This is a genomic window from Streptomyces sp. 3211.6, assembly GCF_003634815.1.
GTDB lineage: Bacteria > Actinomycetota > Actinomycetes > Streptomycetales > Streptomycetaceae > Streptomyces > Streptomyces katrae_A.
This window is the reverse complement of sequence record NZ_RBXC01000001.1, coordinates 6161055-6177681: the sequence shown is the minus strand read 5'-3', so window position 1 is coordinate 6177681 and position 16627 is coordinate 6161055. Positions and strand designations below refer to the sequence as shown.

16 protein-coding genes are annotated in these 16627 nt (G+C 75.0%); 7 read left to right on the top strand and 9 right to left on the bottom strand.

The window, feature by feature from the left end:
• Window positions 1–600, bottom strand: coding sequence for a (2Fe-2S)-binding protein (locus BX286_RS28465; protein WP_079430357.1), 600 nt, complete (start codon window positions 598–600; stop codon window positions 1–3).
• 2 nt (window positions 601–602) lie between these two features.
• Window positions 603–1496: a xanthine dehydrogenase family protein subunit M gene (locus tag BX286_RS28460; RefSeq protein WP_079430356.1), complete on the bottom strand. Its 894-nt coding sequence runs from the start codon at window positions 1494–1496 to the stop codon at window positions 603–605.
• A gap of 253 nt (window positions 1497–1749) precedes the next feature.
• Between BX286_RS28460 and BX286_RS28455 the strand changes: the two genes are divergently transcribed.
• Window positions 1750–3426: a PucR family transcriptional regulator ligand-binding domain-containing protein gene (locus tag BX286_RS28455; protein WP_079430355.1), complete on the top strand. Its 1677-nt coding sequence runs from the start codon at window positions 1750–1752 to the stop codon at window positions 3424–3426.
• A gap of 192 nt (window positions 3427–3618) precedes the next feature.
• On the top strand, window positions 3619–4377 hold the full coding sequence (locus BX286_RS28450) for a hypothetical protein (RefSeq protein ID WP_185117230.1): 759 nt from the start codon (window positions 3619–3621) through the stop codon (window positions 4375–4377).
• A gap of 225 nt (window positions 4378–4602) precedes the next feature.
• Here BX286_RS28450 and BX286_RS28445 read toward each other — a convergent pair whose 3' ends face one another.
• Window positions 4603–5247 (bottom strand): GntR family transcriptional regulator, encoded by a 645-nt coding sequence (locus BX286_RS28445; RefSeq protein ID WP_237293377.1) that lies wholly within the window; start codon window positions 5245–5247, stop codon window positions 4603–4605.
• A gap of 198 nt (window positions 5248–5445) precedes the next feature.
• Between BX286_RS28445 and BX286_RS28440 the strand changes: the two genes are divergently transcribed.
• Both BX286_RS28440 and BX286_RS28435 read left to right on the top strand, forming a co-directional pair.
• Window positions 5446–6294 carry a (2Fe-2S)-binding protein gene (locus BX286_RS28440; protein WP_121016669.1) on the top strand — a complete coding sequence of 283 codons (849 nt, stop codon included), beginning with the start codon at window positions 5446–5448 and terminating at the stop codon, window positions 6292–6294.
• A gap of 192 nt (window positions 6295–6486) precedes the next feature.
• A complete protein-coding gene (locus BX286_RS28435; protein WP_079430351.1) occupies window positions 6487–7572 on the top strand; it encodes a DUF2637 domain-containing protein in 1086 nt (361 codons plus the stop codon).
• A gap of 86 nt (window positions 7573–7658) precedes the next feature.
• Here BX286_RS28435 and BX286_RS28430 read toward each other — a convergent pair whose 3' ends face one another.
• Both BX286_RS28430 and BX286_RS28425 read right to left on the bottom strand, forming a co-directional pair.
• Window positions 7659–8036, bottom strand: a complete 378-nt coding sequence (locus BX286_RS28430) for an ATP-binding protein (protein ID WP_079430350.1) — start codon at window positions 8034–8036, stop codon at window positions 7659–7661.
• A 547-nt stretch (window positions 8037–8583) separates the two neighbouring features.
• The gene (locus tag BX286_RS28425) at window positions 8584–9933 is read right to left on the bottom strand and encodes a protein phosphatase 2C domain-containing protein (RefSeq protein WP_121016667.1); all 1350 of its coding nucleotides are present in this window, start codon (window positions 9931–9933) and stop codon (window positions 8584–8586) included.
• A 141-nt stretch (window positions 9934–10074) separates the two neighbouring features.
• Here BX286_RS28425 and BX286_RS28420 point away from each other — a divergent pair, with 141 nt between their 5' ends.
• From BX286_RS28420 to BX286_RS28410, 3 genes are all read left to right on the top strand, one after another.
• On the top strand, window positions 10075–11055 hold the full coding sequence (locus tag BX286_RS28420) for a helix-turn-helix domain-containing protein (protein ID WP_079432020.1): 981 nt from the start codon (window positions 10075–10077) through the stop codon (window positions 11053–11055).
• 24 nt (window positions 11056–11079) lie between these two features.
• Window positions 11080–11562, top strand: a complete 483-nt coding sequence (locus tag BX286_RS28415) for a DUF456 domain-containing protein (RefSeq protein ID WP_121016665.1) — start codon at window positions 11080–11082, stop codon at window positions 11560–11562.
• Window positions 11563–11698: 136 nt separating this feature from the next.
• Window positions 11699–12919: a beta-ketoacyl synthase gene (locus BX286_RS28410; protein ID WP_079430347.1), complete on the top strand. Its 1221-nt coding sequence runs from the start codon at window positions 11699–11701 to the stop codon at window positions 12917–12919.
• Between the two features lie 47 nt (window positions 12920–12966).
• Here the strand turns inward: BX286_RS28410 and rsgA are convergent, their stop codons facing one another.
• The 4 genes from rsgA to BX286_RS28390 form a co-directional block, all read right to left on the bottom strand.
• Window positions 12967–14070, bottom strand: coding sequence for a ribosome small subunit-dependent GTPase A (gene rsgA / locus BX286_RS28405; protein WP_100862610.1), 1104 nt, complete (start codon window positions 14068–14070; stop codon window positions 12967–12969).
• A 259-nt stretch (window positions 14071–14329) separates the two neighbouring features.
• Window positions 14330–15004: a response regulator transcription factor gene (locus tag BX286_RS28400; protein ID WP_079430345.1), complete on the bottom strand. Its 675-nt coding sequence runs from the start codon at window positions 15002–15004 to the stop codon at window positions 14330–14332.
• A complete protein-coding gene (locus BX286_RS28395; RefSeq protein ID WP_123995253.1) occupies window positions 15001–16092 on the bottom strand; it encodes a sensor histidine kinase in 1092 nt (363 codons plus the stop codon). The genes BX286_RS28400 and BX286_RS28395 overlap by 4 nt, the downstream gene beginning before the upstream one ends.
• Window positions 16093–16149: 57 nt before the next feature.
• A complete protein-coding gene (locus BX286_RS28390; protein ID WP_121016664.1) occupies window positions 16150–16614 on the bottom strand; it encodes a hypothetical protein in 465 nt (154 codons plus the stop codon).
• Between the last annotated feature and the right edge of the window lie 13 nt (window positions 16615–16627).

The following is a 16627-nucleotide window of genomic DNA, read 5'->3' as shown; positions in this document are numbered from 1 at the left end:
TCAGACAGCCTCTCCCTGACGGGCGGCCGCGAGGCGGACCGCGTCGAGGATCTTCTCGTAGCCCGTGCAGCGGCAGAGGTTGCCGGACAGGGCCTCACGGATGTCCTGGTCGGACGGGGACGCGTTGCTCTCCAGCAGCGCGTCGGCCTGCACGAGCAGACCCGGGGTGCAGAAACCGCACTGGACGGCGCCGGCGTCGATGAACGCCTGCTGGATGTTGGAGAGCTCGACGCCCTCACCGGTCTGGGAGTCGGTGCCCTTGGCGGACCAGTGCTTGGCCTCGTCCGTGGACACGCCCTTGCCGCCGCCGCAGGCGCTGGTGCCACAGGCGTGGCCGTGCTCCTCGCGCTGCTTGGCGAAGTCGGCCAGGCCCTCGACGGTCACGACGTCGCGGCCCTCGACCTGACCGGCCGCGACCAGGCAGGAACAGACCGGCACGCCGTCGAGGCGGACGGTGCAGGAACCGCACTCGCCCTGCTCACAGGCGTTCTTCGAGCCGGGCAGGCCCAGGCGCTCGCGCAGCACGTAGAGGAGGGACTCGCCCTCCCAGACGTCGTCGGCTTCCTGCGGACGACCGTTGACGGTGAAATTGACGCGCATGATTACGCAGCCCCTTCAAGCGAGCGGCCGTTGGTGCCGCGGTACTGCTCCCAGGTCCAGACGAGCTGGCGGCGAGCAAGGATGCCAACCGCGTGACGGCGGTACTTCGCCGTGCCGCGGACGTCGTCGATCGGGTTGCACGCGGCGGAGGCGAGCTCACCGAACTGCTTGGCGATCGACGGGGTGATGACCTTGCCGTTGTCCCAGAAACCGCCCTCTTCGAGCGCGGCGTTCAGGAATTCCTCGGCGGCCTTGGCCCGGACGGGGGTCGGGGCGGCGGAGCCGATGCCCGTACGGACGGTACGGGTGTCGGGGTGCAGCGCGAGGCCGAAGCCGCACACGGCGATGACCATCGCGTTGCGGGTGCCGACCTTCGAGTACTGCTGGGGGCCCGTGGCGTTCTTGATGTGCACCGACTTGATCAGTTCGTCGGCGGCGAGCGCGTTGCGCTTCACGCCGGTGTAGAACTCGTCGATCGGGATCATGCGGGAGCCGCGTACGGACTCCACCTCGACCTCGCAGCCGGCGGCCAGCAGGGCGGGGTGGGAGTCGCCGGCGGGCGAGGCGCAGCCGAGGTTGCCGCCGACACCGCCGCGGTTGCGGATCTGCGGGGACGCGACCGTGTGCGAGGCGAGCGCGAGACCCGGGAGCGTACCGCGCAGGTTCTCCATGATCTGGGTGTACGGAACGGAGGCACCCAGCTTGGTGACCTCCTCGCCGACCTCCCACTCCCGCAGCAGCTCGATGCGGTTGAGGTCCAGGAGGTATTCCGGACGGCGGTGGTCGAAGTTGATCTCGACCATGATGTCGGTGCCACCCGCAATCGGCACAGCTGTGGGGTACTCGGCCTTGGCGGCGAGTGCCTCCTCCCAGCTGGCGGGGCGAAGGAAGTCCATGTGCGGCTCTCTTCTTCTTAGTCGGGCCGTTCACTTCAAGCCAGGAGGCCTAGGGGCCCTCGACTGGTCGTTCACGTGCTGTTAACGCGGTGTGGAGCCAGTACACAAGCCGCGCGTCCCGGGGTGCAGTCACCGAAACCATGAAGGAGTTGGCTGGGTGCCTCTCCCGTCTTGTAGATTCGTATGAAAGGCAGGATGCGACGACCTGCCCGATTTCCAACGGCAACATTCGAGACAGATCGGCGGCGACATCATGCGGCTGCGCGCACTGCTGGAAACCGAGGCGCTGGGGCTGCGGCTGCTGGGCGGCGAGGAAGAACTCGACCGGACGGTCCGCGGGGTCATGACGACCGACCTGAGGGATCCCAGCCGATACCTCTCGGGAGGAGAACTCGTCCTCACCGGCCTGGCATGGCGAAGAAATTCAGCCGACTCCGAGCCATTCGTACGAATCCTTGCGAGTGCCGGGGTGGCCGGCCTCGCGGCGGGCGAGGCGGAGCTCGGCGACATTCCCGATGATCTGGTTTCAGCCTGTCGGCGCAACCGGCTCCCGCTCTTCGCCGTGAACGAGGACGTTGCATTCGCCACCATCACGGAATACGTGGTGCGGCAGGTCTCGGGCGAGCGCGCGGGCGACCTCGCGGCCGTCGTGGACCGCCACCGGCGGCTGATGACCTCGGGGCCGGCGGGTGGCGGACCCGATGTGGTGCTGGATCTGCTCACCACGGACCTCGATCTGCGGGCCTGGGTGCTCTCCCCCACCGGGCGGCAGATCGCCGGGGCGGGTGAACCCCTGGCCCCGGGCGTCTGCGCGACGCTGGCGAGCGAACACCTCGCGGCGGTCCGGACCGGCCGAAGGGGCCCGCACCGGCTGTCCATCCAGGGTATTACCTACTCCCTCTTCCCGATCAGGGGAGCGGGCCGGGGTCAGGGCCCCGGGGCCCGTGACGTGCGCGAAACCGTGCTGTCGGACTGGCTGCTGGCCGTCGAGGCCGACGCCGGGGACTGGCCGGCCGAGCGGCTCGACCTGCTCCAGGGCGTCACCCAGCTGATCGCCGTCGAGCGGGACCGCCGCGACGCGGCCCGTACGGTGCGCCGCCGGCTGGCGCAGGAGGTGCTGGAACTGGTCCAGACGGGCGCGCCGCCCGCCGAGATCGCCGCCCGCCTGCGGGTGGCCGCGCCGGTGCTGCTGCCCGGGCTGGGCTCCGCCCCGCACTGGCAGGTCGTGGTGGCGCGGGTGGACTGGGAGAACGGGGACATCCCCGGCGGCCCGGTGGCCCAGTCGCTGCTGGAGGAGATCCTCGTCGACCCGTCGCTGTCCGGGCCGGAACCGTCCGACCGGATCGCGGTGGCCCACGCCGGGGACGAGGCGATCGCCCTCGTGCCACTGCCCGCCCTCTCCGGCGAGGCCGGCGAGGACAAGGGCCCGGACTCCGCCCTGCACGCCGACGCGCTGCTGGCGACCGTGCGCGAGCCGCTGGCGGCCGGCCTGGCCGACGACGGCCGGCTCACGCTGGGCGTCAGCGCGGCCGTGCACTCCGCCGAGGGGCTGCGCGGGGCGCTGGAGGAGGCGCGGCACGCCCGCCGGGTGGCCGCCGCCCGCCCCGGCCGGGTCTGCGCCGCGGGCCACCACGAGCTCGCCTCGCACGTGCTGCTGCTGCCGTTCGTGCCGGACGACGTGCGCCGCGCCTTCACGGCCCGGCTGCTGGACCCGCTGCGGGACTACGACCGCCGGCACCGGGCGGAACTCATCCCCACCCTGGAGGCGTTCCTCGACTGCGACGGCTCCTGGACCCGCTGCGCGACGCGGCTGCACCTCCACGTCAACACGCTGCGTTACCGGGTCGGGCGAATCGAGCAGCTGACGGCGCGCGACCTCTCGCGCCTGGAGGACAAGCTGGACTTCTTCCTGGCACTGCGCATGAGCTGACCGAATACGACCGGGCAGGCACGAAGGGGCCGGACGGGGGGCGCTGACGAACCGTCCGGACTTTGTGAAAGAGTTCACCCGACCCCTTGGCCGATGCAGCCGATCCGTGCTCTCATTTCGCCCCAGGGCTCAACGACGTGCTGCTTGGTTGCTGCTGGCTGCTTCGGGGAGGGCAATGTGGCGGATACCGCCATGTCCGGTGCGGGATCAACCGGGGGCGACGACCCCCTCCAGCGGGCGATATGGCGGCTGCGCTCGCGCGGCTGTTGGACGGACGCGGCGGCCCTGCTGACACCGCACGCCCACGAAGCCGGGGCGGCGGTCCAGCGGACCGCGCTCCTGGTGGAACGGTGCCTGTTCACCGGCCAGGGCTGGAGCGAGGCGGAGGACGCGCTGCGGCTGGCCGAGGCCACGGCCCGCAACGACGACGAGCGGGGGGCGGCCGCCTGCGAGCGGGGCCAGCTGGCCTACGCCGCCACGGTGCTCGGCGTACGGGACCGGGCGGACGAGGCCCGCTCGGCGCTGGGCCGGGCGGCGGCCCTGCTGTCGCCGGGGTCGCGGACCCGCCCGCTGCTGGACTTCCGGCGGGGGCTGGTGGCCGAACACCTGGCCGACGCCCCGCAGGCGGCCCTGCCGGCCTACCGGCGCGCCCACGCGGGGGCGGAGGCCCACGGGGACACGCTGCTGCTGTCCTTCACCTGGCGGCACCTGGCCGCGCTGGCGCTGCGGGACGGGGAGGTGGCGGAGGCCCGCAAGGGCTTCGAGGAGTCCCTGCGGATCCGCGAGGACCTGGGCTTCCTGGTGGGCACGGCCCCCGCGCTGGCCGCGCTGGCGGAGGCGGAGCCGGAGCCGGAGGCGTCCCGGCTGCGGGCGGAGGCCCGGCGGCTGTTCCACCTCCTGGGCGGCATCCCGACCTGGCTGGCGGACCAACTCCACCCCGTTCCCTCTTGATGCACCGCTCGCGCGGCTCGGCGCCGGGGGCGCCTCCCCTCTTGACGCACCGCTCGCGCGGCTCGGCGCCGGGGGCGCCTCCCCGGCATCGCGCCGCTGCGACGGACTCCGTCCGCCGGCGGCCGGGCGGGGCCGGGGCCCGTGGCCGGGGGCCGGTGGTCGGCTGCCGACCGTTGCCGCTGCGCGGGGCGGGGAGACGGTACCGCGCAGCGGGAGACGGAGGGGCTAGGCGCCCGCGAAGTGTTCGCGGACCAGGGACTCGACCACCGGGAGGTCCCGCGCGATCAGCGCCTCCAGCAGCGCCGCATGCTCCGCCGCATCGGCCACCAGATCGGCCTGCCGCACCCGCGGAGCCCCCGGCAGGGGCCACTGCGCACGCCGGTGGAGTTCCTCCGCGACCTGCACCAGCTGGCCGTTGTCCGCCAGCGAGAGCACCGCCCGGTGGAAGGCCCGGTCCGCCTCCCCGTACGCCGGCAGGTCCCCCGCGGCGGCCGCCTCGGCCGTGGCATGGGCCGCCGGGCGCAGGGCCTCCCAGGTGGCGGCCGGCACGGAGCGGGCCAGCCGGAGCATCACCGGGACCTCCAGCAGCGCCCGCACCTCGGCCAGCTCCGCCAGGCTCCGGGCGGTACGGGTCAGCACCCGGAACCCCCGGTTGGGCAGGCATTCCACCGCCCCCTCCAGCGCCAGCTGCTGCATCGCCTCGCGGACCGGGGTCGCGGAGACCCCGAAGCGATCGCCGAGCGCCGGGCCCGAGTAGATCTCCCCCGGCACCAGCTCCCCGTCGACCAGCGCCGCGCGCAGCGCGACGAGGACCTGTCCGCGCACCGAATGGCGCAGCACCTTCTGGACCTGGGCCGGTACCACCGGCACGGAAGCCTCGAAGGCCCCCGCCGGCTCCGACGGCTCCGACGGTTCCGACACCAGGGCATGGGCCGCTTCGTGCACTCGGTCCTCCTCCGGGTCTCGACCGGTTCCGAGGATAGGCGACGGGCACGGCACGGCCCGCTCGGCGGAGATCAGTTAAGGTAAGGCTAACCTTGCCCACTCCGCGTGATTCGGTGGTCCGTGATGTCCGGCTCGCCCGCCCCCGCCCCGCCCGGCTCTCCGGTGGCGGGCGCCTACGAGCGCCTGACGGCCGCCTACCCCGGACTGCGGATCCGCGAGCACGCCGCGCACGAACCCCTCCCCAGCGGTGCGGGATGGATCGGCGCGCACGAGCTCGCGGCGGGCGGCGAGGCGCTCGACTCCCATCTCGCCTGGGACGCGGCCCAGGTCGTACGGGACTACGGGCGCCCGGCGCGGCCCGACGTGGCGGCCGGCTTCGGGCTGCACCGGTACGCCTGGCCGGCCTGCCTGCTCATCACCATCCCCTGGTTCCTGGACCGCCGGGTGCCCCGGCTCCCCGTGGACCGGGTGGCCTTCCAGCGGACCGAGGGGCGGATGGCCGTACGCGTCGAGGAGTTCGCCTGCCTGCCCGGCGACCCCGCGGCGGCCCTCCCCGGCGCGCGGACCGTGACCGGCGAGGAGGAGCTGCGCCGGGAGGTGCGGGCTGCGGTGGCCGAGCACCTCGGGCCGCTGCTCGAGGGGTTCGGCCCGCGGATGCGGCGCGGGCCGCGCGCCCTGTGGGCCACGGCCACCGACGAGGTGACCGAGGGCCTGTGGTACCTCGGGAGCCTGCTCGGCGAGGAGCGGCGGGCGGTGCGCGAGCTGGAGCGGCTCCTGCCGGGCGCGCTCGCCCCGTACCCGGGCGGCGCGCGGTTCCGTACGCTCGCCGGCCCCGGCGGGACGGAGCTCACCACCCGGGACCGGGCCGGCTGCTGCTTCTTCTACACGGTCCGCCCCGAGGACACCTGTACGACCTGCCCCCGCACCCGCGACACCGAAAGGGTCGCCCGGCTCACGGCCGCCACCGGCTGAACCCACCCCGCCGGATGAAGCGAATTCGAACTCAACTCGGCGCTTACGAGCAGGAGTTCGAGACACAACACCCTATCCGACGGGACCCGCCCCCCGTTGGCGTCCACTTGACCCGAAACCCACGTGCACCACGGACCGGCTGCGTCACTATGACGCCCGGAACGCCGCATACGCGAGGCAAGGGACAACCGCATGAGACTGACCGACATATCGCTGGACTGGCTGCTGCCCGGCAGCCTGTTGATCCTGGGCGTGCTTGCGGCAGTGGCGGTACTGGCCCGGGGCAAGCGTGAGGGCGAGAAGGCCGCGGCCGACGACAGCTGGGAACGCAGCGAGGAGCGGCGACGCCGCAAGGAGGCCGTCTACGGCACCGCCTCGTACGTCCTGCTCTTCTGCTGCGCGGCGGTGGCCGCCGCGCTCTCCTTCCACGGACTGGTCGGCTTCGGCCGGCAGAACCTCAACCTCTCCGGCGGCTGGGAGTACCTGGTCCCGTTCGGCCTCGACGGCGCCGCCATGTTCTGCTCGGTGCTCGCCGTCCGCGAGGCCAGCCACGGCGACGCGGCCCTGGGCTCCCGGATGCTGGTCTGGCTGTTCGCCGGGGCGGCGGCCTGGTTCAACTGGGTGCACGCGCCCCGGGGTTCGGGCCACGACGGCGCCCCGCAGTTCTTCGCCGGGATGTCGCTCTCGGCGGCGGTGCTCTTCGACCGGGCCCTCAAGCAGACCCGCCGGGCGGCGCTGCGCGAGCAGGGCCTGATCCCGCGCCCGCTCCCGCAGATCCGCATGGTCCGCTGGCTGCGGGCCCCCCGCGAGACCTTCGGCGCCTGGTCGCTGATGCTCCTGGAGGGCGTCCGCACGCTCGACGAGGCGGTCGACGAGGTGCGCGAGGACAAGAGGGAGCGGGAGCAGGACCGCCACCGCAGGCGGGAGCAGCACCGTCTGGACCGCGCCCGCATCAAGGCGCTGGGCCGGCAGAACAGGGCGTTCGGGCGGGCCCGGGCGCGTCAGGTCGACCTGCCGGGGCTGAACCCCGGGTCGGGCTCCGCGCCGGTCGGCGCGGAGCCGGCCATATCGGAACCCGGACAACTGCCCTTGCTCCCCCAGCCCCCGCTGGGACGGGCCCCCGGAAGGCCCTCCCTGCAAGCCGTGAACACGGCCGAGTCCGCTGACCCGGCCGGCCCCCGGACGGTGGACCTCACCGCCGAGGACGACACCCAGACCATCCCCCGGCTCGACTCACTGGAGCGCAAACTGAAGGACCTGGAGCAGCAGTTCGGCTGACCGGCACACCGGCCGGAACGCCGTGCCGCCTCGGCGGGGCAGCCTTCGGGCGGCCCCGCCGTCGCACGCCGCGGGCCACCGTGCCGCTATCCGGCGTCCTCCAGCTCGAACCAGACCACCTTGCCCGGCCCGAGCGCCGTCGGATCCACGCCCCAGGTGTCGGCGAGCGCCTCCACCAGGACCAGCCCCCGTCCGTGCGTACCGTCGTCGGCGGACGGTACGTGCGGCCGGGGCCGGCGGGCGGCTCCGTCGCGGACCTCGACCCGTAACCGGGCGTCCTTGACGCTCGCGGACACCTCGGCACCCCCTTCCGTGTGGACGAGGGCGTTGGTGACGAGTTCGGTGATCAGCAGTTCGGCCACCTCGGCCGTGTCGGCCCGGCAGCGGTGGCGGAGCAGCTCCCGCAGGTCCCTGCGCACCTGGCCCACCGCCTTCAGGTCGGCCCGCGGTACGCTGCGCGTCATCTCCGTCTGGTCCTGCGACGGTTCGCGCGGCACCGGCCGCCCTCTGCGCCACGGCTTACCGGTCTTCGCCCCCACGCGCACGGCGATGTACCTCCCCGTATTACTGTGCCCGGCTGTCGAACTGGTCTACGGGATGCATGCCCCCGGGGCGGGTTCGCACTCCTTCGCCGCCGGGCGCCGGGCGGGCGGCGGCGACGGGATCCGGCCATGCGCCGCGCCCCGCCCGCGGCCGGGCCGGCACGGCGCCGCTGTCCGATGGTGCGAATCCGGTCACCCTCCGGACACCGGCCCTGGGTGGAACCGACAGCCCTCCGGCCTCCCGTACCCCGTCCACCAGAGCGGGCCCCCGTGCCACGCGGCGGGCCGCACCGCGCGGCCGCGTACGGACGGAGGCCGGAATGCGACCGGTCCCCTGCGCCGCTTCCGGCCGCCGACCGGCGAAGTGGGGCCTTTTGACGGGCGGCCCGTACTGCACGAGGGGGAGGAAATCTCCCGCCGGCATCGAGGAACCGGCCCCGCCCGGCGGTGGCACCCCTTGACGGCGCGGTCACGCCTCCCAGACCGCGGCGGCCGTGCGGTCGTCGGCGTATCCCTTGACCCGCAGCTGGGTGTCCGCGAGGAAGGCCGCCAGACCCGGCGGCTCCCCCTGGGACCAGCGGGCGGCGAGCTCGGCCGGGAGCAGGGCCTCCTCGCGCATGGGGTCCGCGAGCCCTCCCGAGCAGAGCAGCAGCGTGTCACCCGGACGGGCCGCGGAGGCGCGGAACCGGAAACCGGTGGCGCCGGCGGTGTCCTCCTCCAGGTCCTGCCAACGGCCCGCGCGCAGCCGGAAGATGCCGCCCGCGCCGGCGCCGAAGCAGATCCGGTGGGGGCACTGGGGGTCGAGCGGCAGCAGCAGCCCGCGCAGCCCCGCCGTGTAGGCCTCCTGGTCGAGCCCGAGTTCGGCGGCCCGGGCCCGCAGCCTCCCGTAGCCCCGGTCGGTGAGACGCTGGAGCCCGGAGAGCAGGGCTTCGCGGCGGCCCGCCCGGATGTCCTCGGCCAGCCGCTCCCGGCTGCGCCCGACGGCCGCCGCGACGGAGTGCCCGAGTTCGGCGGCGGCCTCGCGGGCGCCCGGGGCGGCCCGGTCCCCGCCGGCCAGGACCACCAGCACGAGGGCGTCGTCCCCGCTGCCGAAGCGGGCGGTGAGCAGGAAGTCCCGGCGGGCTTCGCCCCGGTAGCGGGCGGAGTCCCCGCGCAGGGAGGCGGCGCGCAGGGTGTACGTGCCGTAGCGGGCCCCCTCCAGGACGGTGTCGGGGGTGAGGAAGTCCAGCGCGGCCGGGTCGGCCGCGGGCAGCGCGCCCGGCTCGGCGGCGTAGGTGGGGGCCCGGTCCCCGAGATGGCTGACCGTCGGCCGCCCAGCCGGCTCCGGTAGGGGCCCGGGCCCCGGCTCCCGCGGAGCCTCCGCCGGCGCGGGCGGCACGGCCAGGTCCCCCTCGGCGTACCCGGTGGCCCCGGCCACCCGGGGATCGCTCCGGGACGGCGGCACGGGATGGTCGAACCGGGGCGCCGGGGCGGGCCCGCCGGGCCGGGGCGGCGGCACGGGGGCCTCGGGCCGGGGCTGCGGCAGGCGCTCCTCCCGCCGGGGCGGCGGCGCGCCCTTGTCCAGCCGCAGCGGCGGGCCGGCCCCGGGGGGCGGCTCGGGGGCCACCGGGGGCCCCGCGGGCGCGGCGCCGGCGGGGCGGGGGCCGGGCAGCAGCGGGGGCTCGGGCCCGGCCCCGGGCGGTGCCGGGCCGTCGTCGCCGACCAGGACCGACGCCGAGCGGAAGCGCTGGTCCAGCGTGTCCCCCGGGTCGGGTCCGGGCTCCGCGTGCGGGTCCTCGTACAGCTTCTGCCACCAGTCCTGCGCGCCCTGCTGACTCATGCCCTCATTGTCGGCCGCACCGGGCGGCGGAAAACCCCGAATGCACGAAAAGGTCCCCCGGTCCGGCGGCGCCACCTTGGCAAACGGACCGGCCGTGCGGCGAAGATGGGCCCGAACGGCTCGGAGAGTGGGGTGGACGGGGTGCTGGGTGCCATAGGCCTGGACGAGGGGCAGGAGTCGGCGTACCGCGCGCTGGTCGCGCTGGGCGCGGCCGAGGCGGCGGACCTCGCCCGCCGGCTGACGCTGCCGGTACCGCAGACGGAGCGGACCCTGCGGCGCCTGGAACGGCAGGGGCTGGCGGCCCGCTCCTCGGCCCGTCCCGGCCGCTGGGTCGCCGCCCCGCCGGAGGTGGCCCTGGGCGCCCTCCTCACCCGGCAGCGGCAGGAACTGGAGCAGGCCGAGCAGGCCGCGGAGCTGCTGGCGCGGGAGTACCGGGCGGAGCCCGCGGACCCGGTGGTGCACGACCTGGTGGAGGTGGTGACGGGCGCGAGCGCGGTCGCGCACCGCTTCCACCAGATCCAGCTGGGCGCACAGGCGGAGGTGTGCGCCCTGGCGAGCGCGCGGCCGCTGGTCGTCTCGGGCATGGAGAACGAGCCGACGGAGGAGGAGGCCTCCGTGCGCGGCGTCGCGTACCGGGTGGTCATCGAGCGGGACGTGCTGGGCCTGCCCACCGGGATCCGGGAGGCGTCGACGGCGCTGGTGCGGGGCGCGCGGGTGCGGGTGACGGGCCGGGTCCCCACCAGCCTGGTCATCGCGGACCGCACCCTGGCCATGGTGCCGTTGACGGCGCGCGGCGCGGAGCCGGCGGCGCTCGTAGTCCACGCCTCGGGGCTGCTGGAGTCGCTGGTGGGGCTGTTCGAGGCGGTCTGGCACGATGCCGTCCCGCTCCGGCTGGGGACGACCGGGGCGCCGCAGGAGTCGGGCGGCGTGCCGGACACCACGGACCTGGAGATCCTGACCCTGCTGCTGGCCGGGATGACGGATTCGAGCGTGGCCAAGCACCTGGAGCTGGGCCTGCGCACGGTCCAGCGCCGGGTGAAGGGCCTGATGGAGCTGGCCGGGGTGACCACCCGGCTCCAGCTGGGCTGGCACGCGTACGAACGGGGCTGGGTGGCCCGGTAGCACCTCCTCGGGCACGCTGGGCGCATGGGTCTGCCTCAGCTGTTCCTGGTGGGGCTGGTCATGCTGCTCGGGGTGGCGGGGGTGCTGGTGCCCGGGGTGCCGGGGACCTGGCTGGTGTGGGCAGGGCTCTTGTGGTGGACGCTGCACGAGCGGACGGCGCCGGCCTGGGGCCTGCTGGCCGGGGCGACGGTGCTGCTGCTCGTGGTCCAGCTGGTCACGGCGTACCTGCCGCCGCGGCGGCTGCGGGGGGTGGGGGTGACCCGCCGGATGGTGCGGTACGCCGGGGCCGGGGCGCTCGTCGGCTTCGTGCTGCTCCCGGTGGTGGGGGCGGTCCCGGGGTTCGTGGGCGGGATCTACCTGTGCGAGCGGCGGCGGCTGGGGGCGCACGGGGAGGCCGTGGCCTCGGTGCGGGCGGTGATGCGGGCGGTGGGGACGAGCGTGCTGGTGGAGCTGACGGCCTGCCTGACCGTGGTGGCGGCGTGGGCGGCGACGGTCCTGACCGACTGACCGTCATTCACTGAACCCTACAAATTCGTGATCATGAATTGCTCGATGCGCACGCCTGGAATCCTTGCCGTTGCTTGCCACAGTGGTGGGACACATAGTCAGACCGACTGTGGAACGACCACAAGGGGGATCCGTCATGGGTACGGGCATCACCGAAGTTTCCGTCACCGGCCTGGGGGCCACGACCCCGCTGGGCGGCGACGCGGCGGCGACCTGGCGGGCGATGCTGCGCGGGGAGAACGGCATCCGCGCCATCGAGGAGGACTGGGCGGCTTCCCTGCCGGTGCGCATCGCCGGGCGGGTCCGCCAGGACCCGGCCGAGGTGCTCGACCGGGTCCTGGCCCGTCGCCTGGACCGGTGCGAACAGCTCGCCCTGGTCGCCGCCCGCGAGGCCTGGGCCGACGCGGGACGGCCCCCGGTGGAGCCGGAGCGGCTCGCCGTGGTCGTCGGGACCGGGACGGGCGGGGCGCTGACCCTGCTCGGGCAGGACGACGTGCTGGAGTCCTCGGGGGTGCGCAAGGTCTCCCCGCACACCGTGCCGATGCTGATGGCCAACGGTCCGGCGGCCTGGGTGTCCATCGAGCTCGGCGCGCGCGCCGGGGCGCACACCCCGGTCAGTGCCTGCGCCTCCGGCGGGGAGGCACTGGCGCTGGCCCTGGACCTGATCCGGCTGGGCCGGGCCGACGTGGTGGTGGCCGGCGGGACGGAGGCCTGCGTGCATCCGCTGCCCCTGGCCGGGTTCGCGCAGGCGCGGGCCCACTCGACGCGCAACGACGCCCCCGGGGCGGCCTGCCGGCCCTTCGACACCGGCCGCGACGGGTTCGTCATCGGCGAGGGCGCGGGGCTGCTCGTCCTGGAGCGGGCGGAGTTCGCGGCGGCCCGCGGGGCCCGGGTGTACGCGCGGCTGGCGGGGGCCGGGGTGACCTCGGACGCCCACCACATCACCGCCGCGCACGCGCCTGGGCAGGTGCGCGCGATACGGACCGCGCTGGCCTCGGCCGGACTCGGCCCGGCCGACGTCGCGCTGGTGCACGCGCACGCGACGTCGACGCAGGCGGGCGACCTGGTGGAGGCCCGCTCGCTCGGGGAGGCGGTCGGCACGCACGCCGCGGTGACGGCGACCAAGTCCATGACGGGCCACCTGTTCGGGGCGGCGGGGGCGGTGGGGGCGCTCGCAGCGGTGATGTCCGTGTACGAGGGGGTGGTCCCGCCGACCCGCAACCTGGAGTCCCAGGACCCTCTGATCGGCCTGGACGTGGTCGCGGGCGGGCCCCGGCGCATGCCGGTGCCCGCCGCCCTGTCGAACGCGTTCGGCTTCGGCGGCCACAACGCCGCCCTGCTGTTCACGTCCGCCTGACCGTCCGGTGCCGCGGTGCGGGCCGGGACCCCGGCCCGCACCGCGGGTCAGACCCGGCCGCCCCGCTTCGCGGCGTAGTTGGCGCGGCCCACCGCCGACTTGACGCGCCAGTCGCGGCGGATCTCCGCCCTCAGGCGGGCGTCCGTCTTGGCCACGATGCGCTGGTTCTCGCGCAGCAGCTTGCGGTAGCTCTCCAGCCGGCGTTCCGGGAGCGTCCCGTCGGCCACCGCCGCGAGGACGGCGCAGCCCGGCTCCGCCTCGTGCGCGCAGTCGTGGAAGCGGCAGCCGGCGGCGAGGTCCTCGATCTCCGAGAACACCTGCCCCACGCCCGCCTCCGCGTCGAAGAGCCCCACGCCCCGCAGTCCCGGGGTGTCGATCAGGACGCCCCCGCCCGGGAGGGCGAGCAGGTTGCGGGTGGTGGTGGTGTGGCGGCCCTTGCCGTCGACCTCGCGGGTGGCCTGGACGTCCATGGCGTCCTCGCCGAGGAGGGCGTTCGCCAGCGTGGACTTGCCCGCGCCGGAGATCCCCAGGAGGACGCTGGTCCCGCCGGACACGACCGCCGCGAGGACGTCCGTGCCCTCCCCCGTGTGGGAGGAGACGGTGAGGACCTGGACGCCGGGCGCGGTGGTCTCCACGTCCCGGACGAGGTAGGCGAGCGCGTCCGGGTCGGGGACCAGGTCGGCCTTGGTCAGTACGACCAGCGGCTGGGCACCCGACTCCCACGCCAGGGCGAGGAAGCGTTCGATCCGGCCGAGGTCGAGCTCGACGGCCAGCGAGACCGCGATGATCGCGTGGTCGACGTTGGCGGCGAGGATCTGCCCCTCGGACCGCTGCGAGGAGGTGGAGCGCACGAAGGCGGTGCGGCGCGGCAGGTAGGCCTTCACGTAGCGCGGGCTGCCGGTCGCCTCGACCGCGGCCCAGTCGCCCGTGCAGATGACCCGGAGCGGGTCGTGGGGGGTCACGAACGCGGTGTCGGCGCGGATCACGCCGTCCTCGGTCATGACGTCGCACTGTCCGCGGTCGACGCGGACGACCCGGCCGGGAAGGAGTCCGGCGGCGGCGTACGGGGCGAACTCGGCGGCCCAGGTCTCGTCCCAGCCGTAGGCGGCGAGGGCGTGCGGGCGTGCGGAAAGGGAGGAAGAGAGAGTCAAGGGGAACCCTTCACAGGGTGGCCCCGGCAGCGCGCGCACGGCGGCGCGCGCAGAGGTGTGAGGTCAGCCGGAGACCACGGGGGCGGAAACGAAGACGAACTCCTGAACGCGGGCAGCACCCGTCACCGTGACAGTCATCAACGTTCTCACCTCCTGTTGGGTCCTCGACGAGCCGACGCGGCTCTCCCGGAAGGCGGTTGGGCCCCGCGCTTTCCGTCCCCGGAACCATAACCCGGCCCCGTCGGGCCGTTCCACCGAATTAATCGGACGGGGCCGCCAGCCCGTGGCGGTAGGCGTAGCGCACGGCCTGGGCGCGGTCGCGGACCCCGGTCTTGGCGAAGAGGTTGTTGATGTGCGTCTTGACGGTGGATTCGCCGATGGTGAGCCGCCGGGCGATCTCGGAGTTCGAGTGCCCCTCGGCGATCAGGGCGAGCACCTGGCCCTCACGTGCCGTCAGGCCGTCGGGCAGGGCGGCCCCTTGGGGGCGCGGAGGCGGTGCGGCGACGGCGGCCGCGACGAGTCGTTCCTGGGCCGCGCGGCCGAGGCTGGTGGCGCCGTCGCGTACGGCGGCCAGGGCGCGGGCGATCTCCTGCGCGTCGGCGTCCTTGGTGAGGTAGCCGCGGGCGCCGGCCTTGAGGGCGTCCAGGACGGAGGTGTCGTCGCTGAAGGTGGTGAGGACGACGACCCCGGTGCCGGGGTGGTTCTCGGTGATCAGCCGGGTGGCTTCCACACCGTCCATGCGGGGCATGCGCAGGTCCATCAGGACCACGTCGGGGGCGTGTTCGGCGACGAGCCGGACGGCCTCGGCGCCGTCGGCGGCCGCGGCGACCACCTCGGTGCCGGGCAGCAGTCCCAGCAGCAGGACGAGCCCTTCCCGTACGACGGTCTGGTCGTCGGCCACGACCACGCGGATCGGGGCTGCGGTGTCGCTCACGGTGCGAGGGGTCCTTCCAGGCGGACGCGGAAGCCGGGGCCGTACGGCCCGGCGTCGAGGCGGGCTCCGATGAGTTCGGCCCGTTCGGCCATCCCGACCAGGCCGTATCCGCCGCCGGTGGTGGCGTGCGGGGCGGGGCCGGTGCCGCCGGAGTCGGTGACGCACAGTTCGTAGCGGCCGCCGGCACAGGAGAGGGTGATCTCCACGTCGGCCCCGGCGGCGTGTTTGCGGGCGTTGGTCAGGGCCTCCTGTGCGGTGCGGACGACGGCGAGGGCGGCCTCGGGCGGCAGCGGGAGCGGGCCGGCCGCGACGGTGAGGGCGCACGCGGCGCCCGTCGTACGGCGGTGCTCCTCGGCGAGGGCGGCGAGGGCCTCCCGCGGGGCGGGGGTGTCGCCGCGCAGCACGGCGACGGCGCGGCGGGTCTCCTCCAGGCCGCCCTTGGCGAGGGTGCGGGCCCGCTCGACCAGGGCCCCGGCCTCCTCGTAGCGGCCGGCCTCCAGGGTCAGGCGGGCGCTCTCCAGGTGGATGAGCTGGGCGGAGAGGGAGTGCGCGAGGATGTCGTGGACCTCCCGTGCCACGTGGGCCCGCTCGGCCAGCAGGGCGCGCTGGCGCTCGGACTCGGCGGCGGCGCGCCGGGAGCGGCCGGCCCGCACGTAGGCGAACATCCCGCAGAGGCCAACGACGTTCCACAGTTCGACGGGGTCGCGGGAGCGCAGCAGGATGACGGCGGCGGCCGCGGCCGACCCGGCGGCGAGCAGGACGCCGGCGGGGAGCACCCCGAGGCGGGCCGCGGCGAAGCCGCACACGGCGAAGACGAGGACCACCCAGGGGGTGGCGGGCGCCAGCAGGCCGGTGGCGCAGGCGGCGGCCAGGGCGGCGGCCAGGGTCCACGCCCCGGTGCGGGGGCGGCGGTCGAGGAGGGTGACGCCGAGGAGGGTCAGGGCGAGCCCGGCCAGCCCGCACGCGAGGGCGGGGGCGCCGGGCGGGGGTGTGAGCAGGCCGTGCAGGAACCAGACGAGCAGCGCCGCCTGGACGGCCATCCTGACGTGGGTGTTCGTGAGCGCGGGCAGGGTGCGTGACATCGGCATCCCTGCCCACTCTAGCCAGGCGGGTCCGCGGGTGGCGGTGTGCATCGGAGGGTCCCTTCAGGCCGCTGCGGGGACCCTGCGGGAGCGGGCGGCCAGGGCCAGGCCCTGGGCCAGGATCCAGCTCGCGAAGGTGACCAGCAGGGGCCCGTTCTTCACGGGGACGCCCGCGGCGGCGCCGAGGAGGGCGAGGCCCGCCCGGGTGGCGAGGGAGAGCCCGAACAGGGCGAGGACCGTGCGGTTGCCCTTGGCCCAGAGGGTGCCGTCGGGCTCGCGCCACAGGGTCATGGCGCGGCCCATGAGGTGGCCGGTGCCGAAGGCCGCGGCGATCCCGGCGGCGAGCAGCAGGGCGCTGAGCACCGGGTGGGCGGGGGCGAGCAGCCCGCCCTCGGCCACGCCGACGGCGGCGAGGACGGCGGGCAGTACCCAGAGGCGGTCCTGGTCCTTGACGGGCCGCCCGCCGAACCTGCGTACGAGGACGAAGACGACGACCAGTGCGATGACGAGAACACGTGCGATATCCATGCCCTTCACGCTA